We start from the raw sequence: 25,196 nt of genomic DNA, 5'->3' as shown, positions 1-25,196 counted from the left end.
GGGAAGTGAAAGCGAGGTACTCCCGCCGGTACCGGAACCGCGCTCCGGGTCTGGAGCGGGAGATCTTCTTCCTACAGCTCTTCGACCGCCCTCAGCGTCGGTTCTTCGCCCCGCTCCAGCGATTCGCGGGCGATCTCCATGCTCTCCATGGCGAAGCGGCGCAGGAACGGGTGCAGATGGAGCGGCAGCGGGTTGTCGACCAGGCTGTCGGCGAGTCCCGCGACCCGTGCCACCTCGAAGTTGTCCCTGCCGCAGCGGCGCATGAGGTCCGCGCTCACCAGCAACCGCTCCCTGATCAGCTCCAGCTCCGGTGCCAGGAGCTCGCGGCAGAAGCGCTCCAGCACCTGCTCCCCTTTGCCGCTGCGGTACTCCTCGGCGAAGTCATAGACCCGCTGCTCGGCCATGAACCAGCCGGAGAAGAACGTGTCGGCGAAGAGCCGCTGGGCCAGTTGCTCCCCTTCCTGGAAGCTGAGCCGGCGGGAGCGGGGGAGGTCGGCGAGTTTTTCGGTAAAGCGGGCCGGGGTCATATCTTCGCCGGCGAAGATGCCGCGCCTCATGTAGAAGTCGGCGGGGAGGTAGCAGAGGTCGCGGCTCCAGTAAAGGGCGTCGCGCACCAGCTCCAAAAGGTACTCCGGAGCCACCTCGATCAGGTCGTCCTGCATGCGGAAGCCTTCGACCTCTGCCTGGAAGTTGTCCATGGTCAGGTCGCCGGCGCCCCAGGCCGCCAGTACCCCGCGCCGCTCGTGCACCTGCATGTACAGCACGCTCACGGTGTCGGGACCGGCCCAGCGGGACAGGAGCAGCGAACGGTAACCATCCCCATCGGGCGGGGTCGCATAGCCGGAATGGAAGGGGAGCAGCTTGCGCGGCTGCGGCACGGCGACGCCCAGGAAGCGGAGCCTGCGCAGTGCCTTTTCCGCGAAGGGAGCCAGTTCCGCGTCGCAGTCGGCCAGGAAGTCCTGCAGCACGGTGGCCGCCCGGGGGTCCCTGATTTTGCCCAGTGCTGCCAGGGCGGAGCGCACGATGTCGCGGTCCTCGTGCCAGAGCATCGCCTCCAGCAGGCGGGGTGACTGGCTGTCGCCCGAGTGGCACAGCTCGCGGATCACGATCTGCTGCACCTCGGCAGGGTAGGAGAGGAAGTCGTCCAGGAAGGTGACCATCCCTTCCTCGCCCAGTTGCATGGCGCCCTGGACCTGCTGTCCCAGAGACGTACCGCCGGAGCCTGTTTTTTCCTGCCTGAAGGGGGGTGAGTTGACATCGACGCCGTAACCTTCCAGCGCGATCATGAGGGCGGCCTTGCCGTCGGCAGAGAGGTCCTGGCGCTTGAGCGCTATCTGGATCAGCTGGTCGAGCCAGTCGCTGGTGTCGAAGAAGTCCAGGACATAGGCGTACTTGGTGATCAATTCGCCCGAGTTCTCGCGCCAAAGCTCCCGTACCAGCGGTCGCAGCGCCCGTTTGCCGGCCTGCTGGAACTTCTGGCCGATCCGCTCCATCTCGTGGATGGAGATGCCGTCACCTTTGAGCCGCACCAGGAGATCCAGAATGTCGCGACGCTCCTTCAGGGAGTTATCTACCTTCTCGCACTGTTGCATGGGCCTACCCTTTTTCACTGCATGGCACCCCTCCAAAAGGAGGGCAAAGATTGCATGTTCGACCGACTACGCTGTGCTGCTCTTCGCGGGCGGGGTTCCGCCTCGTGCATCCCCCTCACCCCTGCCCCTCTCCCGGGGGGCGAGGGGTTTCTGCCTCGTTCAAACTCCCCTCTCCCTTTGGGGAAAGGGTTTCTGCCTCGTTCAAACTCACCCTCTCCCTATGGGAGAGGGCCGGGGTGAGGGAGGTTTTACTCCTCCCCTTCGCCACCCTCCGCCTCGAGTTCGACGATGTCATCGATCTCCGACCCGTCCTCGATCTCTTCCACGTCCTCTTTCTCGGCCAGGCGTGCGACGGCGACCACGCGCTCGTTCTCTTCCTTGACCATGAGGCGCACCCCCTGGGTGTTGCGGCCGATGATGGAGAAGCCGGCAACGGAGACGCGCAGGATCTTGCCCTGGTCGGTGATCAGCATCAGGTCGTTGTCGTCCACCACCTGCTTGATGTCCACCACCTGCCCGTTGCGCTCGGTGGTCTTGATGGTGATGATCCCCTTGCCGCCGCGGGACTGGGTGCGGTACTCGCTGATCTCGGTCCTCTTGCCGTAGCCGTTCTCGGTCACGGTGAAGATGGTGGAGTCGGTGAAGTTCTCGTTCAGGATCTCCATGCCGATCACCACGTCCTCGTCCTCGAGCGTCATGCCGCGCACGCCGCGGGATACGCGCCCCACGGTACGGACGTCGTCCTCCTTGAAGCGGATCGCCTTGCCGTTGGAGGTCGCGAGCAGCACGTCCTGCTTGCCGTCGGTGAGCGCCACGGAGATGAGCTTGTCCCCTTCGTCCAGGTTGACGGCGATGATGCCGCCCACCCTCGGGTGCGAGTACTCCATCATGTTGGTCTTCTTCACGACGCCGTTTCTGGTGGCCATCATGATGAACTTGTCGTCCACGAACTCCTTCACCGGGAGGATGGTGGTGATCTTCTCGTTGTTGGCGAGGTTCAACAGGTTCACGATCGCCTTGCCGCGCGCGGCGCGACCCGCCTCCGGGATCTCGTACACCTTCAACCAGTACACCTTGCCGGCGTCGGTGAAGAACATGAGGTAGTCCTTGGTGGAGGCGATGAACAGCTGCTCCACGAAATCCTCCTCTTTGGTCTTCATGCCGGTCTTACCCTTGCCGCCGCGGCGTTGCGCGCGGTACAGGGTGACGGCGTTGCGCTTTATGTACCCGGTGTGGGAAATGGTGACCACCATGTCTTCCTCGACGATGGTGTCCTCCAGCGAGATGTCCGCGGTCTGCATGACGATCTCGGAGCGGCGCTTGTCGCCGAACTTGTCCTTCAACTCCAGCAGTTCGCCCACGATGATCTTGAGGATCTCGGCCTCGGAGGCGAGGATCTCCTTCAGACGGGCGATGTATTTCAGGATCTCGCGCAGCTCTTCGAGGATCTTCTCGCGCTCGAGACCGGTCAGGCGGTGCAGCCTCATGTCCAGGATGGCCTGGGCCTGCAGGTCGGAGAGCCCGAACTTCTCCATGAGGCCAACCTTCGCCTCGGCCGGCGACGCGCTCGCCTTGATCAGGGCGATCACCTCGTCCAGGTTGTCCAGGGCGATCTTCAGACCTTCCAGGATGTGGGCCCTGGCCTCGGCCTTCTTCAGGTCGAAGATGGTGCGGCGGGTGACAATCTCTTTCCTGTGCTCGATGAAGAACTCGATGGTCTCCTTCAGGGTCAACACGCGCGGCCGGTTGTGCACGATGGCCAGCATGATGATGCCGAATGAGGACTGCATCTGGGTCTGCTTGTACAGGTGGTTCAGGATGATGGTCGGGTTCTCGTCCTTCTTGAGCTCGATGACGACGCGCATACCCTCGCGGTCGCTCTCGTCACGCAGGTCCGAGATCCCCTCGATCTTCTTCTCCTTGACCAGCTCCGCGATCTTCTCGACCAGCTTCGCCTTGTTCACCTGGTACGGGATCTCGGTGACCACGATGGACTGGCGCTCGGTCTTCTTCTGGGTCTCGATCTGCACCTTGGCGCGCATCTGGATGATGCCGCGGCCGGTGGAGTAGGCCTTCATGATCCCTTCGCGGCCGTAGATGAAGCCGCCGGTCGGGAAGTCCGGGCCCGGGATCAGCTCCACCAGCTCCTCGAAGGAGAGCTGCGGGTTATCGATGATCGCCACGATGGCGTCGACCACCTCGGAGAGGTTGTGCGGCGGGATGTTGGTCGCCATGCCGACCGCGATGCCGGCGCTTCCGTTCACCAGGAGGTTCGGGAACTTGGAGGGGAGGACCAGCGGCTCCTTCAAGGAGTCATCGTAGTTCGGGCCGAACGGGACGGTTTCCTTGTCCAGGTCGTTCAACAGCTCGTGGGCGAGCTGCTCCATCCTGATCTCGGTGTAACGCATCGCAGCCGGGGAGTCGCCGTCGATGGAGCCGAAGTTGCCCTGGCCGTCGACCAGCGGGTACCTGAGCGAGAAGTCCTGGGCCATCCTGACCAGGGTGTCGTAGACGGCGGTGTCGCCGTGCGGGTGGTACTTACCGATGACGTCGCCGACGACACGGGCCGATTTCTTGTACGGCTTGTTCCAGTCGTTGCTCATGTCGTACATGGCGTAGAGGCAGCGCCTGTGTACCGGCTTCAGGCCGTCGCGCACGTCCGGAAGCGCGCGCCCGACGATGACCGACATGGCGTAGTCCATGTACGAGCGCTTCATTTCGTCTTCGATGTTTACCGATACCTTGTTCAGTTGATTCAGCATTTAGGAAACCCTTTCCGGTCAAAAGGCGGCACTTGTGGGTGAAATACCCCGAAAAATGCCCTCACAATTGATTTGCAGTAGATATATGCAAAACGCTATCCCCTCCCGAAGGGAGGGGAAATTTTTTTTATTTAAGCATCCTGCGCTCTTAACACCTTCTCACGCGGGCTTTTGCTTGACGCTCCCTCTCCCAAAAGGGGAGGGGGGCAGTGTGTGCTACACGTCCAAGTTGCTCACGTTCAAGGCATTCTGCTCGATAAAGTCGCGGCGCGGCTCGACCTGGTCGCCCATGAGCACGGTGAAGATCTCCTCGGCCGCCACCGCGTCCTCGATCTTCACCTGGAGGAGCACCCTGTTCTCCTGGTGCATGGTGGTCTCCCATAGCTGCTCCGGGTTCATCTCGCCCAGACCTTTGTAGCGCTGGATGTAGAGACCCTTCTTGGCGCTCTCCATGAACCAGGAGAGGATCTCCACCTGGCTCTCGCTCTCGAACATCACCTTGTCTTCCGGTCCGAGGATCACCCCTGCGCCCACCCCCATGACGGAGCGGACCCGCTTGTGGTGCTCGAGCAGCATGGCGTACTCGTAGGACTCGAGCACCTCGAAGATCTGCTGGTCGATCTTGACCCTCAGGTTACCGAAGGCGAAGATGATGCTGTCGTCGTAGACCTGCGCCTCCACCTCGGGGTAGGCCTCCTTCATCTTGGGCAGAAGCGCGATCAGGTCCGACATCTCCTCCAGGCCCGGCTTGATGCCGGCCTTCAGGAAGACCTTCAGGAGCAGTTCGTTGATCCCCTTCTTGACCACCTTGTCGAAGAGCTCGTCGAAGTCGATCAACTGGGTGAGTATCGGGATGATCTGCTTGCCGCGGTAGACGCGCTCGTCGCTGCCGGAGCCGAGTTTGAGGGTCATGTCCTCGGTCCCTTCCTCGAGGAGGTAGGCCTGCAGCGCCACTTCGTTCTTCAGATACTGCTCTTTCCTGCCGCGCTTGATCTTGTAAAGAGGCGGCTGGGCGATGTAGAGGTAGCCGCGCTCGATCAGCTCCATCATCTGGCGGAAGAAGAAGGTGAGCAAAAGCGTCAGGATGTGCGAGCCGTCGACGTCGGCATCGGTCATGATGATGATGCGGTGGTAACGGAGCTTCGCGATGTCGAAGTCTTCCTTGCCGATCGAGGTCCCCAGGGCAGAGATCAGGGTCCTGATCTCCTGGGAGGCGAGCATCTTGTCGAAGCGCGCCTTCTCGACGTTGAGGATCTTACCCTTCAAGGGGAGGATCGCCTGGTACTTCCGGTCGCGCCCCTGCTTCGCCGAGCCCCCTGCGGAGTCACCCTCGACCAGGAACAGTTCGCACAGCGCCGGGTCCTTCTCCTGGCAGTCGGCCAGCTTGCCGGGGAGGGTGCCCACTTCGAGCGCCCCCTTGCGGCGGGTCAGTTCGCGCGCCTTCCGGGCCGCCTCGCGGGCGCGGGCCGCGTCGATGGACTTCTCCAGGATCTTCCTGGCCATGGCCGGGTTCTCTTCCAGGTAGGTGGCGAGCTTCTCGTTCATCAGGGTCTCGACGAAACCCTTCACCTCGGAGTTGCCCAGCTTGGTCTTGGTCTGCCCCTCGAACTGCGGCTGGGAGATCTTCACCGAGATCACTGCGGTGAGCCCCTCCCTCAGGTCGTCGCCGGAGATCGCCACCTTCACGTTCTTCAAAAGATTGTTGGCGGTGGCGTAGTTGTTCATGGTACGGGTGAGCGACGCCTTGAAGCCGATCAGGTGCGTCCCCCCCTCGTGGGTGTTGATGTTGTTGGCGAAGGAGAACACCTTCTCGTCGTAGGAGTCGTTGTACTGCATGGCGATCTCGATATCGACGCCGCTCTTCTCCCCCTTGATGTAGATCGGCTCCGGGTTGACCAGGTTCTTGTTCTTGTTCAGGTACTCGACGAAGCTCCTGATCCCCCCCTCGTAGAAGAAGTCGTGGTCCTTCTCGGTCCGCTCGTCGTGGATCTTGATGCGCACGCCCGCGTTCAGGAAGGCGAGCTCCCTGAGCCTCTTGGAGAGGACGTCGAAGGAGAACTCGGTGGTCTCGAAGATCTCGCCGTCGGGAAGGAAGGTGATCTTGGTGCCGCGCCTCTTGGTCTCGCCGGTGATGGCGAGCGGCGCCTGGGGCACGCCCCTTCTGTAGCTCTGGGTGAAGAGCTGGCCGTTTCTGCGGATCTCCAGCTCAAGCTTGGTGGAAAGCGCGTTGACGACCGAGCTCCCCACGCCGTGCAGGCCGCCGGAAACCTTGTAGGAGGAGTTGTCGAACTTGCCGCCGGCGTGGAGCACGGTGAGGACGACCTCCGCCGCCGACCTTCCCTCGGTCGGGTGCATGTCGGTCGGGATGCCGCGGCCGTTGTCCTCGACGGTCACCGACCCGTCCAGGTGGATGGTGACCTGGACCGCGTCGCAGTAGCCGGCCAGCGCCTCGTCGATGGCGTTGTCCACCAGTTCGTAAACCAGGTGGTGCAGACCCTGAGCAGCGGTGGAACCGATGTACATGGCCGGACGCTTTCTTACCGCTTCCAATCCTTCCAGAATCTGGATCTTATCCGCCCCGTAATCGTTTTGTTCTTCTGAGCTCATCGTTACCTCTTCTATGTAATTTCAGGCTTTTACAAAATCACCTAACACTATCAATCCCCCCTCCCGTTGCGGGAGGGGGCTAGGGGGTTGGGGAGGGTGGCATCAATATGGGTCACTTTTAAAAAATGCGGCCTTCCCTGATGCGGAAGGTCTTGTTGTCTTCCATCTCCTCTATCGCCACGTTGGACAGCGATGTTGTGGTGATGAAGACCTGCATCTCTCTTTTCTTCAGAAAATCCATCAGGTTCTGGTTGCGCTCCCGGTCGAGCTCGCTGGTCATGTCGTCCAAAAGGAGCACCGGCGGCGCCTCGAAGCACCTGGTGATGTACTCGATCTCCGCCATCTTGAGCGCCAGCACGAAGGATCTTTGCTGCCCCTGCGAGGCGAAGTGCCGCGCCGAGCGACCGTTCAAGCCGAAGTAGAGGTCGTCGCGGTGCGGCCCGATGGCCGTGGTCTGGCGCCTCTTCTCTTCCGCCGCGTGCGCCTTGAGGGCATCGGCCAGTGCCGCGGACGGATCCTCGTTGTACCCCTTCTGATCCACGCCGTGCAGCCGGTACTCTATCTGCACCGTCTCGTCGTTGCCGGAGATCTCGGAGTAAAAGCCCTGCAACAGCTTCGCGATCTCGCCGAGGTACGCCTTTCTTCTCTCGATCACCAGTTTGGCCGCGTGAATCAACTGCTCGGTCCAGATTTCGATCCCGCTCCCGTCGCCTACCTTCAAAAGGGCGTTGCGGTTTTTCAGTATCTTCGCGTAGTCGTGGTAGGCGGTGAGGTAGCTCAGGTCGCAGGTGAAGACCGCCCGGTCCAGGTACCTGCGCCGTAAGTCCGGCCCTCCGCGCACCATGGAGATCTCCTCCGGGGTGAAGAGCACCACGTTTAAGCTGCCGAAGAAGTCGTCCAGCCGCGTTGCCAGCTTCGCGTCGATCTTCGCCTTCTTGCCCTGCTTCTCCAGGAGAAGCGCGATCTCCCTGGTGACCCGGTCCCTTTCCACGACGCCCTTTATCAGGGCGAACTCCGAGCCGAACGTGATCAGCTCGACGTTTTTCGCCTGCTTGAAGGACTTCATCGTGGCGAGGAGGTAGATCGATTCCAGCAGGTTGGTCTTGCCCTGGCCGTTATTGCCGTAGAAAACGTTGAACTTCTTGCCCGGAACAAGCTCTATGTTCTGCAGGTTACGGAATGAAGCAAGTTTGAGTTTTATAAGTTTCATTTAGAGGCAGATTAAGACAGAGATTAAGATTGAGTTTATGAACCCCTGAGTTGCTGTCATGATCGCTATATCACTCAAACTGATGGCTCGCTTCTCCTTAATCTTTGTCTTAATCTTTATCTGTCTTTTAGAGTCTCATCGGCATGATGACTGCCAGGAACTCCTCTCCGTCGGCCGCCTTCATGATCACCGGGGAGAGCTCATCCTTCAGTTTGAGCTCCACCTCGCGCTGTTCCATCACCGAAAGCACGTCGATCAGGTACTTAGCGTTGAAGCGGGCCGATATGCCGTTGCCTTCGTAACTGATCTCGATCTCCTCGCGCGCCTCGCCCAATTCAGGGTTGCTGGAGGAGATGATCACCAGATCCGGATTTACGTCGATCTTGACCCCCTTGAACTTCTCGCTGGAGAGGATGGACATCCTTTTCAACGAGTGGAGGAACTTGTCGCGGTTGATCTGCACGATGCGGTCGTTGGCGACCGGGATGACCTTGGTGTAGTCCGGGAACTCGCCGTCGATGAGCCTCATCACCACCACGGTGTTCCCCTTCTTGATGACGGCGCTGTTGTCCATGAAGCCCAGCATGATCTCGCCGTCTTCCTCCTCCACCATCTTCTTCAACTCGAAGATGCCCTTCCTCGGGAAGATGACCCCCTTGGAAAGCTCGGCCGTGATGTTGCCGTTGATCTCCTTTTGAGCGACGGAGAGGCGGTGGCCGTCGGTCGCCACCATCTTGAGGACGTTGGTGCCGTTCTCATCGAACGCCTTGATGAAGATGCCGTTCAGGTTGTACTTGGTCTCGTCATAGCAGATGGCATAGGAGGTCTTCTCGATCATGTCCGCAAGGATCTCGTTCTTGAAGACCAGGAAGCTCTCCTCCTTCACCTTGGGGAAGTAGGGGAACTCCTCAGACGAGAGACCGACGATGTTGAAGCGGGCCTTGCCGCAGGTGATCTCGACCCAGTCGTTGTCCTTGGTGGTGAAGAGGATCTCCTCGTCCGGCATCTCCTTGACGATCTCGTAGAGTTTCTTTGCCGAGACGGTGATCTTGCCTTCGCGAATCACCGTAGTCGGATAGGAGCTCTTCATGCCGACCTCGAGATCGGTCGCCGTGATGAAGAGCTGGTCGTTTTGTACCTCGAGCAGCGCGTTGGAGAGAATGGGCATGGTGTTGCGCTTTTCTACGATACCCTGGATTCTCTGGAGGGCTTTCATAAAAATCTCTTTGCTGATTCTGAATTCCATGTCGTCTCTCTCCGGTTCTGGTTTTATTATGTTTATCTTTAAAGATTGTAGTAGTAGATAGTGTCCTGTTGATACTGTGGACAACCCTGCTTACCCTTTGAAACTGTTCCGCTTTTGGCTTGGGAAACCTGACGGGATAATCCGCCTGGTTATCTTGGTTTCTGCACAGCTTTTTTTGACAGGGCTTTCGGCAGGCTATTTCTCCACAGTTATCCCCACTATGTGAACAGCCTTTTCTTGATATCTTCCACAGTCGCCTTCAGGTCCGCATCGGCTGCCAATTGCTTCTCTATCTTCTTCACCGAGTGGATGATGGTCGAGTGGTCCTTGCCGCCGAATTTCTCGCCGATTTCCGGGTACGACGCCTTGGTCAGCTCCCGGCATATATATATGGCGATCTGGCGCGGCACCACCAGGGTCTTGATGCGCTTGTCCGACTTGAGCTCGGAGACCTTGATGCGGAAGTGGTCGGCCACCATCTTCTGGATCATCTCCACGCTGATGTCGCGGGTCTTCTCGACGATGATGTCCTTCATCACCTCGCGTGCCATGGAAAGGGTGATCTCTTTGCCGGTCAGGCTGGCGAAGGCCTCCAGGCGGATCAGCATCCCTTCCAACTCGCGGATGTTGCTGGTGGCACCTTCGGCCAGAAACAGCGCCACGTCGTCAGGGAGGTTAACCGCGTGCATGTCGGACTTCTTCTTGAGGATGGCCACCTTGGTTTCCACCCCCGGCGGCTGGATGTCCGCGATGAGGCCCCACTCGAAGCGCGATCTCAGGCGCTCTTCCAGGCCCGGGATATCCTTCGGGAACTTGTCAGAGGTCACCACGATCTGCTTGTGGGACTCGTAGAGCGCGTTGAAGGTGTGGAAGAACTCCTCCTGGGTCGCCTCTTTTCCCGCCATGAACTGGATGTCGTCGATGAGCAGCAGGTCCATCTTTCTGAACTTGTTACGGAACTCGTCCATCTTCTTGTAGCGGAGCGAGTTGATCATCTCGTTCATGAACTTCTCTGACGAGTAGTAGCAGATCTTCGCCTTGGGGTTCTTGGCCAGGATCTGGTTGCCGATGGCGTTTACCAGGTGCGTCTTCCCCAAGCCCACACCGCCGTAGATGAAGAGGGGGTTGTAGTTGGAGGCAGGCTTGTTGGCGACAGCCTGGGAAGCTGCATAGGCGAACTGGTTGCTCGGGCCGGACACGAAGGATTCGAAGGTGTACTTGGGGTTTAGGTTGGGGACCAGTTCCGGCTTCTTGTCCTTCTCCTTTTCCTTTTCCTGCTCCTTCTCTTTTTCCTTCTCCTTAGCCTTGGCCTTCGGTTCCCTCTCCGCTTTGGGCTCGGAACTCTCCGGCTTTTGTTCGGCGACGTGAAACTCGATGTGGTAGTTCTTTGAGGTGATCGCGGAAAGTACTTCCTTGATCATGGAGAGGTACTTGTCAGTGACCCATTTCTGAAAGAACGAGCTTGGCACTTCGAGGACTACGGTATCGGCGGTTGCACCCAAGAACTTCAACGGCTCTATCCAGGTCGTGTAAGTCTGCTCGGTTAATACCTGTTTAAGATTTGTCTGGGCTTCCAGCCAAATATTTTCCATGGAGAGAGGCCTTTTTTTCACTGTTTTTAAACAGCTTTATCAACAACTGTTGATAATAGATAAGTTACACAATTTCAATTATTTACTGGATTTTGAACAGAATAAGCCTATGTTAAGATTTGCGGCCTGTCACACTACCATGTCAGCCCCTTTTTTTGCAAGGCAAAACTTGGCTTTAAAGAAACACCTTGACAAGGTTTGGCGTTTATGTTTAAGTTCGACACTTGCCTTTAAAAGCATTGTAACCCTAAGACTTAAGGAGCAGATAAAGATGAAAAGAACTTACCAGCCCAGCAATACCTCCAGGAAAAGGACTCACGGCTTCCTCGTGCGCATGGCCACCAAAAACGGCCGTCTCGTTATCAAGAGGAGAAGGGCCAAAGGTCGCAAGCGTCTTTCCGTAGGCATTGCTACCAAGTAATATCCTTTTTGTCCTGCTCGGATTTTCCCAAGGCTGAACGCCTGCGCAGGCGCCCTGAATTCCTGCAGTTCAATGACGGCGCGTCGAAGATGCACACGCCGCACTTTCTGCTGCTCTGGAAGGTTAAAGACGGGTGCGCCACCAGGGTCGGGTTTACCGTAAGCAAGAAGGTAGGAAACGCCGTAGTAAGAAACAGCATCAAGAGAAGGTTGCGGGAGTTTTACAGGCAGAACAAGTCTCTTTTCATCTCGGCCGATTTCAACATCGTTGCCAAGAAAGGAGCTGACTTGCTTGACTTTCACCAGATCTCAACCGAGCTCGCAGCCGCCTTCGGGCGGCTGCGTAAAAAACATGGTAACTAGCACACTCAAAGGCCTGATCGTTCTCTACCAGAGATTCATCTCTCCGCTCAAGGCCCCGTCCTGCCGTTTTTACCCTACCTGTTCGCACTACTCCTTACAAGCATTGGAAAAATACGGTCCTGTGAAAGGGCTGTGGTTGACGGCTGCGCGCATACTCAAGTGTCATCCGTTTCACCCGGGCGGTTACGATCCGGTCAAATAGTCTGTCCAGGAGAATGTAATGGAAAAACGTACTATCATAGCGATACTGCTCTCCATCGGGGTTCTGTACGCTTATTCTTTTATCTTTCCCCCCGCAAAGCCGGTTCCGCCCGCAGGTAACGCAAAGCAGGGCGCCGTCAGCTCGGCAACCGTAGCCGCCGCGCCCCAGGCCAGCCCCGCTGCAGGCCCTGCCGCTCCGATCGCGGTACCGGCGCAGCCCGCCGGCGCAGCCCGCGATGTCACCGTCAACACCGACCTCTACAGCGCCGTCTTCTCGACGCAGGGTGCGGGCCTCAAGAAGTTCGTGCTGAAGAAGTATAAGGATGTCGCCGGGCCGAAAGGGCAGGACATCGTCCTCGTCAACGAGACCGCTGCCAGCAGGTTCAACCTGCTCAGCGACTCCCGCGAGCTCGGCTTGAATCCCACCGCCCTTTACAACGTCAGCGCCAACGACCTCAAGTTGACCAACGGCAACAAGGGGACCCTCGAGTTCACCACTACCACCCCGCAAGGCGTGGTGTTCAAGAAGACCTACAGTTTCTCCGGCGACGCTTACCGCATCGAGCTCACCCAGCAGGTGCAAAACGGCGGCTCTTCCCAGGTTGCCGGTACGCTGCACCTGCTGCAGAACTCCCGCGTGATTGATCAGAAAGCAGGCGGTGGCCGCTACGAGGTCTACGGCCCGTCGACCCTTACCGACAACGCCGTCAAGAGCGAGAAGCTGGACAGCCTGCTCAAGACGCCGGTGCAGTTCGACAAGGGGATCGTCTGGTCCGCCTTTGCCGACAAGTACTTCATGGAAAGCGTCATCGCCGACAAGGGGAGCATCGCCCAGGTGCGCCTGTCCCGCCCCTCCGCCGACTCCAACCTGAGGGACATCGTTTCCCCGTCCGTCACCGTTGCCCCCGGCCAGAGCGCCACCGTAAGCTACGGCCTGTACTACGGCCCCAAGGATCTCGACATCCTCAAGGCCCAGGGGAGCAGGCTGGAAGAGGTCATCGACTACGGCTGGTTCGCCCCCATCGCGAAGCCGCTGGTGGTCTTCCTGAAGTTCCTTTACAAGTACACCGGCAACTACGGCATCGCCATCATCATCATCACCTGCATCCTCAAGCTCGTGTTCTTCCCGCTCACCCACAAGAGCTACAAGTCCATGAAGGACATGCAGAAGCTGCAGCCCAAGATGAACGAGCTGAAGGAGAAGTACAAAAACGATCGCGATGCCATGAACCGCGCCGTGATGGAGCTGTACAAGACCCACAAGGTCAACCCACTGGGTGGCTGCCTGCCGATGGTTGTCCAGATCCCGGTATTCTTCGGACTGTACCGCTCCCTCATGTACTCCATCGAGCTCAGGCACGCGCCTTTCTATCTCTGGATCACCGACCTTTCTGCCAAGGATCCGTACTACGTGACCCCGCTCATCATGGGTGCCACCATGTTCATCCAGCAGAAGATGACCCCGACCAACATGGACCCGGTGCAGGCCAAGATGATGCTGATGCTCCCGGTTGTCTTCACCTTCATGTTCCTGAACTTCCCGTCCGGCCTGGTTATCTACTGGCTGGTCAACAACGTGCTGACCATAGCGCAGCAGATGTACATCAACAAGTCGATCACGGACTGATCGATACGGATACAAGCAAATGTATGTTAGAGACACAATCGCAGCAATAAGCACAGCGGTAGGCGAGGGAGGGATCGGGATCGTTAGGATCAGCGGCCCTGCCTCCCTGCCCATCGCAAGCAGCATCTTCAGAGCAAAGTCGAACGGTGGCCTAAAAAGCCACCGTTTTTCTTATGGCGCAGTGGTAAACACGTCCAACGGTGACTTGATCGACGAGGCCATGGTCGTCTTCATGAAGGGGCCCAACTCCTACACCCGCGAGGATGTAGTCGAGATCCAGTGCCACGGCGGGACGCTGGTGGTATCGCGCATACTGTCACTGGTTCTGACTGAAGGGGCGCGTCTTGCCGAACCGGGTGAGTTCACCAAGCGGGCCTTCCTGAATGGCAGAATAGACCTGGTTCAGGCCGAGGCGGTAATGGACGTCATCTCCAGCCGCACCGATGCGTCCCTTGCCTTAGCCCAGCACCAGCGCGAGGGGCTTCTCTCCAAACGCATCGCCACCGTCAAGGACGGGATAGTCTATGCCCTTGCCTACGTTGAGGCGCTTATAGACTTCCCGGAGGATGACGTTGACGTAGCTGTCGAGACCGATGTGCTCGGCAAGGTAGCTCCCGCACTCGCCGAATTGGACGCACTGATCGAGGGGTTCGACGAGGGGAGGGTGCTGCGTGATGGCGTGTCCGTGGTCATTGCCGGCAAGCCCAACGTCGGCAAGTCGAGCCTGCTCAACACCCTGTTGAAGGAGAAAAGGGCGATAGTCACCTCCGTTCCAGGGACCACAAGGGACCTCATAGAGGAAGTGGTCAACATCAACGGACTGCCGGTGAAACTTCTCGATACGGCCGGCATACGGGAGTCAGAGGACCAGGTGGAGCAGGAAGGGGTCAGGTTGTCGCTGGACCGCATCCCTAAGGCTGACTTGGTGCTCTTTGTTGTTGATGGCTCCAGCGAGTTTGGTGAGGAGGACGCCGCAATCTTGCAGGCGATCGGCAGCAAGAGCTACCTTGTGGTACGCAACAAGGCGGACCTGGACGTCAACGCCGTGCTGCCTGCAGCATGTTCCGGTCCGGTCGTTGCCATCTCGACCCTGACCGGGAGTGGTGTTCCTGAACTTCGAGATGCCATCACGAATGCCTTCATGCACGGCCACGCCATCGACGGCAGGGAGTTTGTCGCCGTTTCCAAGGCCCGGCACCGCGATGCCCTGCTCAAGGCTCGCACCTCCTTGCAGTCGTTCGTTGCAAACCTGGAGGCAGGGGTGAACATGGAGTTGCTGCCGGTGGATCTGCGTGATGCGCTGGATGCGGTAGGCGAGGTGACCGGCGAGACCACCGCCGACGATGTACTCGACAGGATTTTCTCCAGCTTCTGTATTGGAAAGTAGGGGACGTATAATACGTTGTCTTTACAGTACATGATGGCGATGTTTCACGTGAAACAATTCATTCTTCCCTCGGAGTGACGCGCGCTTACATTACTTGACGTGCAGAAGTCGGTAAGAAGCAGGCACCTCAAAAACCAAGGGTAAGGTGCCTACCCTGTAGGGGCGAATAATTATTAGCCCAGCCGCCGTGGCCATGGTCGCTGTACGTGGCCGGACTGGTGCCGGTTCGACAAAGGGTGGCGGATGATTTATAGCCCCTGCAACGCGACAGGGCAGTCGTTCATCGCACCAGGTCACTCGCTCGTGCCGTTGGGTAACTCGTATGCCGCGTCGAGTGACTCACCATGTTCGCCGGGTGACTCACATACCGCATCGGATAACACGAACATCGCTCTGGGTAACACGCACGCCGCATCGGATGAGTCATATGTCGCGTCGGGTGAGTCACATTGCGCGTCGGGCGACTCGCACACCGCGTCGGATAACACGAACGTCGCTTTGGGTAACACGCACACCGCGTCGGATGAGTCGTATGTCGCGTCGAGTGACTCACCTTGTCCGTCCGGTGACTCACACACCGCGTCCGATAACACGAACGCCGCTCTGGGTAACACGCACACTGCGCCGGGTGAGTCGCATGCCGCGTAGTGTGAGTCGCACGCTGCTTCGGATAACACGAACGCCGCTCTGGGTAACACGCACACTGCGTCGGGTGAGTCACATGCCGCGACGGGTGAGTCACATTGTGCGTCGAGTAACTCGCACACCGCGCCACACCCCTTGGGCGACGTGGACACCGCGATGATGACTGGTTGGCCGCACCTTGTGCATCTTTTGTGGTAGCCGTTTTGCAGTGTTGTTCAGATAAACTGCCAATTTTTAATTGTTTTATTGTCTTGTTTCACGTGGAACATGTGCCCGGAGAAGAGGTGGGGCACATAAAGCTTTCGCAGTAAACGGAGTGAAGTTTGATAGTTTATGATAAGAAATATGATGTGATCGTTGTCGGTGCCGGTCATGCCGGGTGCGAGGCCGCACTGGCCGCAGCCCGTATGGGGTGCTCGACTCTCATGCTCACCATCAACCTGGACGCCATCGCCTTGATGTCCTGTAATCCGGCTATCGGCGGATTGGCTAAGGGACACCTGGTCAAGGAGATCGATGCGCTCGGCGGTGAGATGGGGCGCAACATAGACGCGACCGGCATCCAGTTCCGTGTTCTCAACACCAAGAAGGGGCCCGCGGTGCGCGCCTCCCGCGCCCAGGCCGACAAGCAGATGTATCGGCTGCGCATGAAGCACGTGATGGAGCAGCAGGATGACCTCGACCTGAAACAGGTGGAAGTGACAGGAGTGGTTATCGAGGGTGGCGAGGTGGTAGGCGTCGATACCCGAGGCGGCGTCCGCTTCCTGGGCAAGACCGTTGTCCTGACTACCGGCACCTTCATGCGCGGCCTCATCCACATCGGTCTCGTCAATTATCCGGGCGGCAGGGCAGGGGATCTGCCTTCCATCGGCCTTTCCGACGGCCTCAAGGATTACGGCTTCGACGTCGGCCGCCTCAAGACCGGCACGCCGGCGCGCCTGGACGGCAGGACCATCGACTTCGACAGGCTCGAGAAGCAGTACGGTGACGAGAATCCGATCCCGTTCTCCTTTTCGACCGAGCGCATAGAGCAGCCGCAGGTTCCCTGCCACATCGCCTATACCAACCCCAGGTCTCACGATATCATCCGCAGCGGCCTGGACCGCTCACCGCTCTACGCAGGAATCATCGAGGGGATCGGCCCGCGTTACTGCCCGTCCATCGAGGATAAGGTGGTGCGCTTCCCCGAGAAGGATCGCCATCAGACCTTCATTGAACCGGAAGGGCGGGAAACGGTCGAGGTCTATCCGAGCGGCATGTCCACCTCGCTTCCCATCGATATACAGTGGGCCTTCTACCGGAGCATCGAGGGACTGGAGCGGGTCGAGATCATGCGCCCGGCCTACGCCATCGAGTACGATTACGTCAACCCGATCCAGTTGCACGCCTCGCTGGAGACCAAGCTGGTGCACAACCTCTACCATGCAGGCCAGATCAATGGCACATCGGGTTACGAGGAGGCCGCGGCACAAGGGCTCATGGCCGGCATCAACGCGGCCCTCAGGGTACAGGGGAAAGATCCCCTGGTACTCGGACGCAGCGAAGCCTATATCGGGGTGATGATCGACGATCTGGTCACCTTGGGCACCAAGGAGCCGTACCGCATGTTCACCTCGCGGGCGGAGTATCGTTTGTTGTTGCGCGAAGACAACGCGGACCTCCGCCTGAGGGAAAAGGGGCACGGGATAGGGCTGGTGAAGGAGGAGGTGTATAGCTCCTTCCTCGCGAAAAAGGAATTGATCGAGTCGGAACTGGTGCGTCTGTCCAAGGAAAGACTGGCTCCTTCGGCTGCCGGTGAAGATCTGCTGGAGGAATGGGGCTTGACGGGAATGCAGAACGCGATCAGCTACGAGCAGTTGTTGCGTCGCCCCGAGTTCACCTGCCAGGATCTCTCCAGGGTCTATCCGGCCATCATGGATCTGCCGGAACAGGTGCGCGAGCAGCTCGAGATCCAGATCAAGTACCAGGGCTACATCCAGCGCCAACTGGAGCAGGTCGACCGCTCAGCCAGGCTCGAGAGCACCAGGATCCCCGACGACATGGACTACGGCACCATCTCCGGTCTTTCCGCAGAGGTACGTGAGAAGCTCGCCCGCTTCCGTCCCGATACCCTGGGACAGGCTTCCCGCATCCCTGGAGTCACGCCGGCCGGCATCACCATCCTGTCCATCGCCCTGAAAGCGAGGTATGGCCGATGAACCAGCATGCCAAGGACCTCTTGAAGAAAGGCGCAGTGGAGCTTGGTCTCGAACTGACCCCGGTACAATTGAACGCCCTCGACCTCTTCGCAGAAGAGCTGAAAAAATGGAACAGGAAGATCAACCTCACCGCGATAAACGATGACGAGGGCATTGCGGTGAAGCACCTGGTCGACTCGCTGAGCCTGCTGAAGGTGGTGCGCGGGCCGGGGCGTCTACTGGACATCGGCTCCGGCGGCGGTTTTCCCGGCATCCCGGTGAAGTTGGTGCACCCGGATCTTGAGATCGTCTCCGTCGATGCGGTGGTGAAGAAGATCAGTTTCCAGAAACAGGCGGTACGTCTGCTGAACCTCGGCGGCTTCGACGCGCTGCACGTTCGTGCCGAGACCCTGGCGGCGCAATACGCAGGATATTTCGACTGGGTTGTGTCTCGCGCTTTTTCGGATATACCTTCCTTCGTTGCCATGGCGCTGCCGGTTCTGAAAGATGGCGGACGCATCGTGGCCATGAAAGGGAAGAGCGCCGCCGAAGAGGTCGCCGCCGCCGAAGCCGAACTGGAAAAACTTGGCGTCAGGGTGGAGTCCAGGCACGATTTCAATCTTCCCTGCTCCGGAGACGCCAGGTCGCTGGTTGTTCTCGCTAAAAAATGATGAACTTTTGTTAATCCTGTCTGAAACGAGCAAAAAGGGGCGCGGAAGCCGTTTTGTTCATAGAAGCAGACCTGTGGCTGTCCTTGGTCGAGAAAGGCGGTTTTAGGCGGCAAAATGGCAGCCTAAATTTTGTGCAATTCGCCTCCGAAATCGCTGGGGAGGTGCTGCCTACTGGTGCGGCTCCCACCCCTCCGGCCCTCGCCCGGAGGTAGAGGAGGATGGACACGAGAACCTGCAGTTGAGAGGACGGAGGTCGGCCTGAACTTTACCTGGCAGCGCGCCAATAGGGCCAAGCATTATTTTGACTTTTTATCTCTTTATATGTTAGAAATAAAAACTTTTTTTGTTTACGACGGCAACTTCACCTGGAAGAAGGGGGATGACAGACATGCATCACTTTCAATACAAGGGTGACGAGCTCTTCGCGGAAGAGGTCGCGATACAGGACATCGTTGCCAAAGTAGGCAGCCCCGTCTACATCTACTCCCGGGCCACCCTCGAGAGACACTTCAAGGCCATGGATAGCGCCTTTGCCGGCGCGCCCCACACCATTTGCTACTCGGTCAAGGCGAACTCCAACCTTGCCGTCCTCAGGACCTTCATAAACCTGGGGGGAGGGGTGGACATCGTCTCGGGCGGAGAGCTCTACCGCGCGCTGGCCGCCGGCGTCGATCCTAAAAAAGTGGTTTACTCCGGTGTGGGAAAGCGGGACGATGAGATCGTCTACGCCCTGCAGACCGGGATACTCCTCTTCAACGTGGAATCGGAACAGGAACTGGACCGGATCAACGAGGTGGCTGGTCGTCTGAACAAGAAGGCCGGCATCGCCATCCGCGTCAACCCCGACGTCGATCCGGAGACCCACCCCTACATCACCACCGGGCTCAAGAAGGCAAAGTTTGGCATCAACATCGAACGTGCCCTTGGGCAGTACCAGCGCGCCAAGGGGATGAGCAACGTGGAGATCCTGGGCATCGACTGCCACATCGGCAGCCAGCTCACCAAGGTCTCCCCCTTCGTCGATGCCATCAAGAAACTCAAACGCCTGTTAGCCGGCGTCAGAGAGATGGGCGTCGACGTGAAGTACCTCGACCTGGGTGGCGGGCTCGGCATCCAGTACAACGACGAAGCGCCACCGCTTCCCGCGGACTACGGCTTCTCCATCCTGGAGGAGACCCGTGACCTCGGGCTGCATCTGCTCTTCGAGCCAGGGAGGAACCTAGTAGGCAACGCCGGCATTCTGGTCGGCAGATGCCTCTACACTAAACAGGGCGAGGAAAAGAACTTCGTCATCGTCGACGCGGGGATGAACGACCTGGCCCGCCCGGCGCTGTACGGCTCCTTCCACGGTGTACGACCGGTAATCAGGAACCAAAGCGGCGTCATCGAGGGGGACATCGTCGGCCCGATCTGCGAGTCCGGCGACTTCCTGGTCAAGGATCGCGAGATTCCGAACTTCCAGCAGGGAGACCTGATGGCGTTCATGTCGGCAGGCGCCTACGGCTTCACCATGAGCAGCAACTACAACAGCCGCCCAAGGGTTGCCGAGGTCATGGTCGACGGTGACAAATTCGAGGTCGTGCGCGAGCGCGAGACGCTGGAGGACCTGGTAAGAGGCGAGAGCGTACCGTCGTTTCTGTAACAGGACATGCCACTCCCCCGGAGGGGGAGGAACCAATACTTACGAAAACTAGCAATTTTCAGAGTTACCCATAAGGAGGTAGACCATGTTTCACGGAAGTATCGTTGCCATCGTGACCCCGTTCAACAACCACGCGGTGGACGAAGAAAAACTGAGGGAACTCGTCGAGTTCCAGATCGAGAACGGCACCGACGCCATCGTGCCCTGCGGCACCACCGGTGAGTCCTCCACCCTCAGCTACGAGGAGCACGACCGGGTCATCCAGATCGTGGTCGAGCAGGTAAACAAGAGGGTGCCGGTCATCGCTGGTACCGGTTCCAATTCGACCCACGAGGCCATCGAGATCACCAGGCACGCCAAGGAACTGGGCGCAGACGGTGCACTGCTGGTAACTCCTTACTACAACAAGCCTTCCCAGGAAGGTCTCTACCGTCACTACATGGCGGTCGCCGACGCCGTGGCGCTCCCCCAGATCCTGTACAACGTACCGGGCCGCACCGGCGTGAACCTGTTGCCGGAGACCGTGGCGCGCCTGGCCGAGCACAAGAACATCGTCGCCATCAAGGAGGCGACCGGCTCGCTGCAGCAGGCTTCCGAGGTGCTGGCGCTTTGCGGGGACAAGCTCGACGTCCTCTCCGGTGATGACTTCATCACCCTCCCCATCATGGCAGCGGGGGGCAAGGGGGTCATCTCCGTGACCGCCAACATCATGCCGAAGGAAGTCTCCTCGCTGGTCGACGCCTTCAACGCCGGGAACCTGGAGGAGGCGAGGAGGCTGCATCTGTACCTCCTGAAGATCTCCAACGCGATGTTCATCGAGAGCAACCCCGTTCCGGTCAAGGCTGCCGTTGCCCTGATGGGCAAATGCAGCGACGAGGTGCGCCTGCCGCTGGCCCCGCTCATGGATGCCAACAAGGCGAAGCTCGTGGCCATCATGAAGGAATACAAGCTGATCTAACGAGGACTGTCCCTTTCACCTGGGGGGCTTCCAAAGCGGGCGAATGTTATTCGCCCCTACAGTTATCGTAGTGTCGAAAAAAGATGGGGGTCTGTAGGGGCGAATAACTATTCGCCCCAACCCTGGCTCCTCGCGGGGACCTTACCATCATCAACGAAATGGAGAAACCAATGGTTAAAATAGCTGTTTGCGGGGCAGCCGGACGGATGGGCGGCCGCATCATCGCCGCCATCAAGGAGTCCGAGGGTGTGGAACTCTCCGGCGCCCTGGAGCGCCCGGGCCACCCGATGGTGGGGCAGGATGCCGGTTACAACGCTGGGCTGGGCGCCATCGGCGTCCTTATCAGCGACGATTTGAACGCAACGGTACAGGGGTGCGACGTCCTGATCGACTTCACCGCTCCCAAGGTATCCCTGAAAAACCTCGAGGTCTGCGCCCTTTACAAGAAGTCGATCGTCATCGGCTCCACCGGGTTCACCCCCGAGGAGCGCGCCCTGGCGGCGGAGCTTGCCCGCGAGATCCCGGTCATCATCGCCCCCAACATGTCGGTGGGCGTCAACGTCTGCTTCAAGGTCCTGGCCGACGTGGCCAAGATCCTGGGCGAGGACTTCGACGTCGAGATCGTCGAGGCGCACCACCGCCTGAAGAAGGATTCCCCCTCCGGTACCGCGGTACGGATGGGCGAGGTGGTGGCCGACGCCCTCGGGCGCGACTACAACAAGGTCGCCAACTACCACCGCGAGGGGATCTGCGGCGAGCGCACCCACGACGAGATCGGCATGCAGACCGTGCGCGGCGGCGACATCGTCGGCGAGCACACCGTCTACTTCATCGGCATGGGCGAGCGCATCGAGCTCACCCACCGCGCCCATACCCGGGACATGTTCTCCCGCGGCTCGGTGCGCGCAGCCAAGTGGGTGGTGACCGCCAAGCCCGGCGTGTGGGACATGCAGGACGTGCTGGGGCTGAGATAAGAGATCAGGCGGACAACGGCCGCCATAGAGTTTAATTTCGGAGGAAATACGTGGCAAAGATAAACGATAACTACCTGAAACTGAAAGCGGGCTATCTCTTCCCGGAGATCGGGCGCCGCGTGCGTGCCTTCGCCGCAGCCAACCCGGAGGCCAAGGTGATCCGCCTGGGGATCGGCGACGTGACCCGTCCCCTGGCCCCGGCCGTCATCAAGGCGTTCCACGAAGCGGTGGACGACCTGGCCACCGTCGAGAACTTCGCCGGCTACGGCCCGGAGCAGGGGTACGACTGGCTGATCAACGCCATCATCGACAAGTCCTACAAGCCGCTCGGCGTCGACCTGAAGACCGAGGAGATGTTCATCTCCGACGGCTCCAAGTGCGATTGCGCCAACATCCTGGACATCTTCGCGCTGGACAACGTCGTCGCCATCGGCGACCCGGTCTACCCGGTCTACAACGACACCAACGTGATGATCGGCCGCACCGGCGAGGCGGACGAGAAGGGGTACTACAAAGGGATCGTGTACCTTCCCTGCACCGAGGAGAACGGGTTCATCCCCGCGCTTCCCACCGGCAAGGTCGACATCATCTACCTCTGCTTCCCCAACAACCCGACCGGCACCGTGGCCAGCAAGGCGGAGCTTAAGAAGTGGGTCGACTACGCCCTGGCCAACGACGCCGTGATCTTCTACGACGCGGCCTACGAGGCCTTCATCACGGATCCGAGCATCCCGCACTCGATCTACGAGGTGGAAGGGGCCAAGAAGTGCGCCATCGAGTTCCGCTCCTTCTCCAAGACCGCCGGCTTCACCGGCGTGCGCTGCGGCCTCGTGGTCGTGCCGGAAGAGGTGATGGGAACCACCGAGAACGGCGAGAAATACTCCTTCAACAAGCTCTGGCTGCGCCGCACCACCACCAAGTTCAACGGCGCCTCCTACCCGGTGCAGAAAGCGGCCGCCGCGGTCTACTCCGAGGAGGGGTGGAAGCAGAACAAGGAGATCATCGACTACTACATGGAGAACGCCCGCATCATCCGCGAGGGACTCGCTGAGGCCGGTCTCACCGTGTACGGCGGCGTGAACGCTCCCTACATCTGGCTCAAGACCCCGAACGGGCTCTCCTCCTGGGACTTCTTCGACAAGCTCCTGAACGAGTGCAACGTGGTGGGTACCCCCGGCAGCGGCTTCGGTCCCGCCGGCGAAGGATACTTCCGCCTCTCCGCCTTCGGCAACCGCGACAACGTCATCGAAGCGGTCGAGAGGATCAAGAAGAACCTCAAATAACAGCGGCAACGCAGGCAACAAAAAGGCGGCTCCCAATCGGGAGCCGCCTTTTTTTATGTCAATTCCCCCTCTCCCCCCCTGGGAGAGGGTTGGGGTGAGGGCGTTGCCAAAGGGAAGAAATCCACTATGGCAGAACCCTCACCCGACCTTCGGAACGTGGGCTCAGCCGTGCACCTTGAGCATCCTGGTCAACTCCCGGCAGAACGCGGGGAGATCGTCGGGCTTTCTCGAGGTGATCAGGTTGCCGTCGACCAGCACCTCGATGTCCTGGTACAGTGCCCCGCCGTCGCGCAGCTCCGGAGCGACCGACTCGTAGCAGGTGGCCTTGCGTCCCTTGAGCAGGTCGGCGGAGATCAGGATCTGCGGGCCGTGACAGATGGCCGCAACCGGTTTGCCGGAGGACATGAAGGCGCGGGCGATCTCCTGCACCTCAGGCATGTTCCGGATGGCGGCAGGCGCCTTCCCCCCCGGCAGCACCAGGACCGCGTACTCGGCCGGGTTGATGTCGGTAAACAGCTTGTCTACGGGGACCTCGTAGCCGTGCTTGCCGTGAATGGCGCCGGCTTTCGCGGAGGCGACCACCACGGAGTACCCGGCCTCGCGCAGCCGGTAAAGGGGAACGAGCAGCTCGGTATCCTCGAAATTGTCCGCGCTTAACACCAATGCTTTCATGAATCCTCCGCTCTCCTAGGTTGATAAGGCAGGCTCCCGAAGGGGCCGGTACGACGGACACAGTTTACCATGCGCCTGGCGAAAGGCATCGTGACGAGTAAATAAAACTAATGATCGGTGGAGGGGTCTTATTCTAAGGGGGGGGAACAGCCTATTTCATCACGGTGTAGCCGCGCTTGGCGTCCCAGCGGTAGCCCTTGCCGCTCCAGATCGCCTCGATGGTCTTCCAATCCAGCCCCAGTCCCTTCATCTCTTCGCAGATGTAGTAGGCGGGCATGATCTCGTCGTCGTCGATACGGCCGTCCCCGTTGCTGTCGGCCCAGTGGTAAGACCCTATGTGGATCGAACCGTTGCCGCCGACGGCTTCGGTCCGGTTCGAGGAGCCGATGTTGTGGATGACGATCTCCCCCTTGAGCGCGGCGTCCTTGCCGGGATTGAAGCCGGCCGGGACCTGGAGGGTGAAGGAGAGGGTGACGGGGGTGCCGCCGTTGGGGACCAGCCACTTAAGCTCGGTGTCGGTCGAGGAGGCGGGGGGGAGCGAGTTGACCAGGCGTGCGCCCGCCGGGAGTTTTTCCCTGAGGATGAAGCCGAAGGGAGCGGTGGCTTGACGCGCCACCTTGATCTGCACCGGGAAAACCTCCCCGGGAGCGGCGAAGCGCGGCACCCATCGCGAGGCACTGGGGGGAAGGGGAGGCTGTCGCAACAGGAAGAACAGGAGCAGGCCGGCCAGGGCAGCAGCAACGACGGCAAAGACCGCGATCCTGGCGCCTTTGGAAACGGGAGGCGGAAGCTGCGGCTCCTCCTCCGGTTCGGAAGATTCCTGGCGCAGGACCTCCTCGAGCGGCACTTCCAGGGCGTCGGCCAGTTTCTGGGCGTTGTCCCGCTTGATGGAGGGGTAGCGGTTGTTCTCCCAGCGCGAGATGGTGTCGGTGGTCACTCCGACCACGTTGGCCACGTAAAGCTGGGTGAGTTTCTTGGTCTCCCGTATGTTCCTGATCCGGGTGCCGTCGATGGCCACGCTGGGGAGGGGGACCTTTTCGTTTTTGTCGTTGCTTTCCACCATTACCACGCTCTCCGCGAGGGTAAAAACGGCTCCTTCCCGGAGCGGGACGACCCGACATGGCCTCCATGGACCCGACATCGGGTGGTATTGCTATAGATGTCGAT

The 25,196-nt window shown here is 59.5% G+C and carries 19 protein-coding genes; 11 read left to right on the top strand and 8 right to left on the bottom strand.

From position 1 onward, the window contains the following. Positions 1-71: 71 nt before the first annotated feature. The 6 genes from KP003_RS19620 to dnaA all read right to left on the bottom strand — a co-directional run bounded on the left by KP003_RS19620 (position 72) and on the right by dnaA (position 11,009). Positions 72-1,592 carry a HEAT repeat domain-containing protein gene (locus KP003_RS19620; RefSeq protein ID WP_216789774.1) on the bottom strand — a complete coding sequence of 507 codons (1,521 nt, stop codon included), beginning with the start codon at positions 1,590-1,592 and terminating at the stop codon, positions 72-74. A 248-nt stretch (positions 1,593-1,840) separates the two neighbouring features. Continuing rightward, a complete protein-coding gene (gene gyrA, locus KP003_RS19615; RefSeq protein WP_216500153.1) occupies positions 1,841-4,354 on the bottom strand; it encodes a DNA gyrase subunit A in 2,514 nt (837 codons plus the stop codon). A gap of 216 nt (positions 4,355-4,570) precedes the next feature. Next, positions 4,571-6,961: a DNA topoisomerase (ATP-hydrolyzing) subunit B gene (gyrB, locus tag KP003_RS19610; protein WP_216789772.1), complete on the bottom strand. Its 2,391-nt coding sequence runs from the start codon at positions 6,959-6,961 to the stop codon at positions 4,571-4,573. A gap of 118 nt (positions 6,962-7,079) precedes the next feature. Then, positions 7,080-8,171, bottom strand: a complete 1,092-nt coding sequence (gene recF / locus KP003_RS19605) for a DNA replication/repair protein RecF (RefSeq protein ID WP_216500151.1) — start codon at positions 8,169-8,171, stop codon at positions 7,080-7,082. 127 nt (positions 8,172-8,298) lie between these two features. Continuing rightward, positions 8,299-9,417, bottom strand: coding sequence for a DNA polymerase III subunit beta (dnaN, locus tag KP003_RS19600; RefSeq protein ID WP_216500150.1), 1,119 nt, complete (start codon positions 9,415-9,417; stop codon positions 8,299-8,301). Positions 9,418-9,635: 218 nt separating this feature from the next. Then, on the bottom strand, positions 9,636-11,009 hold the full coding sequence (gene dnaA / locus KP003_RS19595; protein WP_216500149.1) for a chromosomal replication initiator protein DnaA: 1,374 nt from the start codon (positions 11,007-11,009) through the stop codon (positions 9,636-9,638). Positions 11,010-11,280: 271 nt separating this feature from the next. Between dnaA and rpmH the strand changes: the two genes are divergently transcribed. From rpmH to KP003_RS19540, 11 genes are all read left to right on the top strand, one after another. Next, positions 11,281-11,430, top strand: coding sequence for a 50S ribosomal protein L34 (gene rpmH / locus KP003_RS19590; protein WP_183344104.1), 150 nt, complete (start codon positions 11,281-11,283; stop codon positions 11,428-11,430). 8 nt (positions 11,431-11,438) lie between these two features. Then, positions 11,439-11,792: a ribonuclease P protein component gene (gene rnpA / locus KP003_RS19585; protein WP_216500148.1), complete on the top strand. Its 354-nt coding sequence runs from the start codon at positions 11,439-11,441 to the stop codon at positions 11,790-11,792. Then, the gene (gene yidD, locus KP003_RS19580) at positions 11,782-11,994 is read left to right on the top strand and encodes a membrane protein insertion efficiency factor YidD (RefSeq protein ID WP_216500147.1); all 213 of its coding nucleotides are present in this window, start codon (positions 11,782-11,784) and stop codon (positions 11,992-11,994) included. The genes rnpA and yidD overlap by 11 nt, the downstream gene beginning before the upstream one ends. An 18-nt stretch (positions 11,995-12,012) precedes the next feature. Next, the gene (yidC, locus tag KP003_RS19575) at positions 12,013-13,620 is read left to right on the top strand and encodes a membrane protein insertase YidC (protein WP_216789771.1); all 1,608 of its coding nucleotides are present in this window, start codon (positions 12,013-12,015) and stop codon (positions 13,618-13,620) included. Positions 13,621-13,639: 19 nt separating this feature from the next. Continuing rightward, positions 13,640-15,007, top strand: coding sequence for a tRNA uridine-5-carboxymethylaminomethyl(34) synthesis GTPase MnmE (gene mnmE / locus KP003_RS19570; RefSeq protein WP_216500145.1), 1,368 nt, complete (start codon positions 13,640-13,642; stop codon positions 15,005-15,007). A gap of 968 nt (positions 15,008-15,975) precedes the next feature. Continuing rightward, positions 15,976-17,850: a tRNA uridine-5-carboxymethylaminomethyl(34) synthesis enzyme MnmG gene (gene mnmG / locus KP003_RS19565; RefSeq protein ID WP_216789769.1), complete on the top strand. Its 1,875-nt coding sequence runs from the start codon at positions 15,976-15,978 to the stop codon at positions 17,848-17,850. Then, entirely contained in the window at positions 17,847-18,500 is a 654-nt protein-coding gene (rsmG, locus tag KP003_RS19560; protein WP_216789767.1) for a 16S rRNA (guanine(527)-N(7))-methyltransferase RsmG, read from the top strand. The genes mnmG and rsmG overlap by 4 nt, the downstream gene beginning before the upstream one ends. 388 nt (positions 18,501-18,888) lie before the next feature. Then, positions 18,889-20,142, top strand: coding sequence for a diaminopimelate decarboxylase (gene lysA, locus KP003_RS19555; protein ID WP_216789766.1), 1,254 nt, complete (start codon positions 18,889-18,891; stop codon positions 20,140-20,142). Between the two features lie 85 nt (positions 20,143-20,227). Next, positions 20,228-21,100, top strand: coding sequence for a 4-hydroxy-tetrahydrodipicolinate synthase (dapA, locus tag KP003_RS19550; RefSeq protein ID WP_216500141.1), 873 nt, complete (start codon positions 20,228-20,230; stop codon positions 21,098-21,100). A gap of 170 nt (positions 21,101-21,270) precedes the next feature. Next, positions 21,271-22,074, top strand: a complete 804-nt coding sequence (gene dapB / locus KP003_RS19545; protein WP_216500140.1) for a 4-hydroxy-tetrahydrodipicolinate reductase — start codon at positions 21,271-21,273, stop codon at positions 22,072-22,074. A 50-nt stretch (positions 22,075-22,124) separates the two neighbouring features. Continuing rightward, a complete protein-coding gene (locus tag KP003_RS19540) occupies positions 22,125-23,357 on the top strand; it encodes an LL-diaminopimelate aminotransferase (RefSeq protein WP_216789764.1) in 1,233 nt (410 codons plus the stop codon). Between the two features lie 162 nt (positions 23,358-23,519). On the opposite strand, the gene KP003_RS19535 is transcribed toward KP003_RS19540, so the two are convergent. Then, positions 23,520-24,029, bottom strand: a complete 510-nt coding sequence (locus KP003_RS19535) for a type 1 glutamine amidotransferase domain-containing protein (RefSeq protein ID WP_216789763.1) — start codon at positions 24,027-24,029, stop codon at positions 23,520-23,522. Positions 24,030-24,180: 151 nt separating this feature from the next. Continuing rightward, on the bottom strand, positions 24,181-25,092 hold the full coding sequence (locus tag KP003_RS19530) for a helix-turn-helix transcriptional regulator (protein WP_217300175.1): 912 nt from the start codon (positions 25,090-25,092) through the stop codon (positions 24,181-24,183). Positions 25,093-25,196 lie beyond the last annotated feature (104 nt).

Source organism: Geomonas diazotrophica (assembly GCF_019063885.1).
Taxonomy (GTDB): domain Bacteria; phylum Desulfobacterota; class Desulfuromonadia; order Geobacterales; family Geobacteraceae; genus Geomonas; species Geomonas diazotrophica.
The sequence above is the reverse complement of the archived record's forward strand: the minus strand, read 5'-3'. Positions and strand labels throughout refer to the sequence as shown.

What these genes read in the sequence shown, in the direction of transcription:
- lysA (WP_216789766.1), top strand. Translation starts at nt 18,889, where the DNA reads ATGCATCACTTTCAATACAAGGGTGACGAGCTCTTCGCGGAAGAGGTC.
- gyrA (WP_216500153.1), bottom strand. Translation starts at nt 4,354, where the DNA reads ATGCTGAATCAACTGAACAAGGTATCGGTAAACATCGAAGACGAAATG.
- gyrB (WP_216789772.1), bottom strand. Translation starts at nt 6,961, where the DNA reads ATGAGCTCAGAAGAACAAAACGATTACGGGGCGGATAAGATCCAGATT.
- dapA (WP_216500141.1), top strand. Translation starts at nt 20,228, where the DNA reads ATGTTTCACGGAAGTATCGTTGCCATCGTGACCCCGTTCAACAACCAC.
- mnmE (WP_216500145.1), top strand. Translation starts at nt 13,640, where the DNA reads ATGTATGTTAGAGACACAATCGCAGCAATAAGCACAGCGGTAGGCGAG.
- dapB (WP_216500140.1), top strand. Translation starts at nt 21,271, where the DNA reads ATGGTTAAAATAGCTGTTTGCGGGGCAGCCGGACGGATGGGCGGCCGC.
- KP003_RS19530 (WP_217300175.1), bottom strand. Translation starts at nt 25,092, where the DNA reads ATGGTGGAAAGCAACGACAAAAACGAAAAGGTCCCCCTCCCCAGCGTG.
- yidC (WP_216789771.1), top strand. Translation starts at nt 12,013, where the DNA reads ATGGAAAAACGTACTATCATAGCGATACTGCTCTCCATCGGGGTTCTG.
- KP003_RS19535 (WP_216789763.1), bottom strand. Translation starts at nt 24,029, where the DNA reads ATGAAAGCATTGGTGTTAAGCGCGGACAATTTCGAGGATACCGAGCTG.
- dnaA (WP_216500149.1), bottom strand. Translation starts at nt 11,009, where the DNA reads ATGGAAAATATTTGGCTGGAAGCCCAGACAAATCTTAAACAGGTATTA.
- recF (WP_216500151.1), bottom strand. Translation starts at nt 8,171, where the DNA reads ATGAAACTTATAAAACTCAAACTTGCTTCATTCCGTAACCTGCAGAAC.
- KP003_RS19620 (WP_216789774.1), bottom strand. Translation starts at nt 1,592, where the DNA reads ATGCAACAGTGCGAGAAGGTAGATAACTCCCTGAAGGAGCGTCGCGAC.
- rsmG (WP_216789767.1), top strand. Translation starts at nt 17,847, where the DNA reads ATGAACCAGCATGCCAAGGACCTCTTGAAGAAAGGCGCAGTGGAGCTT.
- dnaN (WP_216500150.1), bottom strand. Translation starts at nt 9,417, where the DNA reads ATGGAATTCAGAATCAGCAAAGAGATTTTTATGAAAGCCCTCCAGAGA.
- rpmH (WP_183344104.1), top strand. Translation starts at nt 11,281, where the DNA reads ATGAAAAGAACTTACCAGCCCAGCAATACCTCCAGGAAAAGGACTCAC.
- yidD (WP_216500147.1), top strand. Translation starts at nt 11,782, where the DNA reads ATGGTAACTAGCACACTCAAAGGCCTGATCGTTCTCTACCAGAGATTC.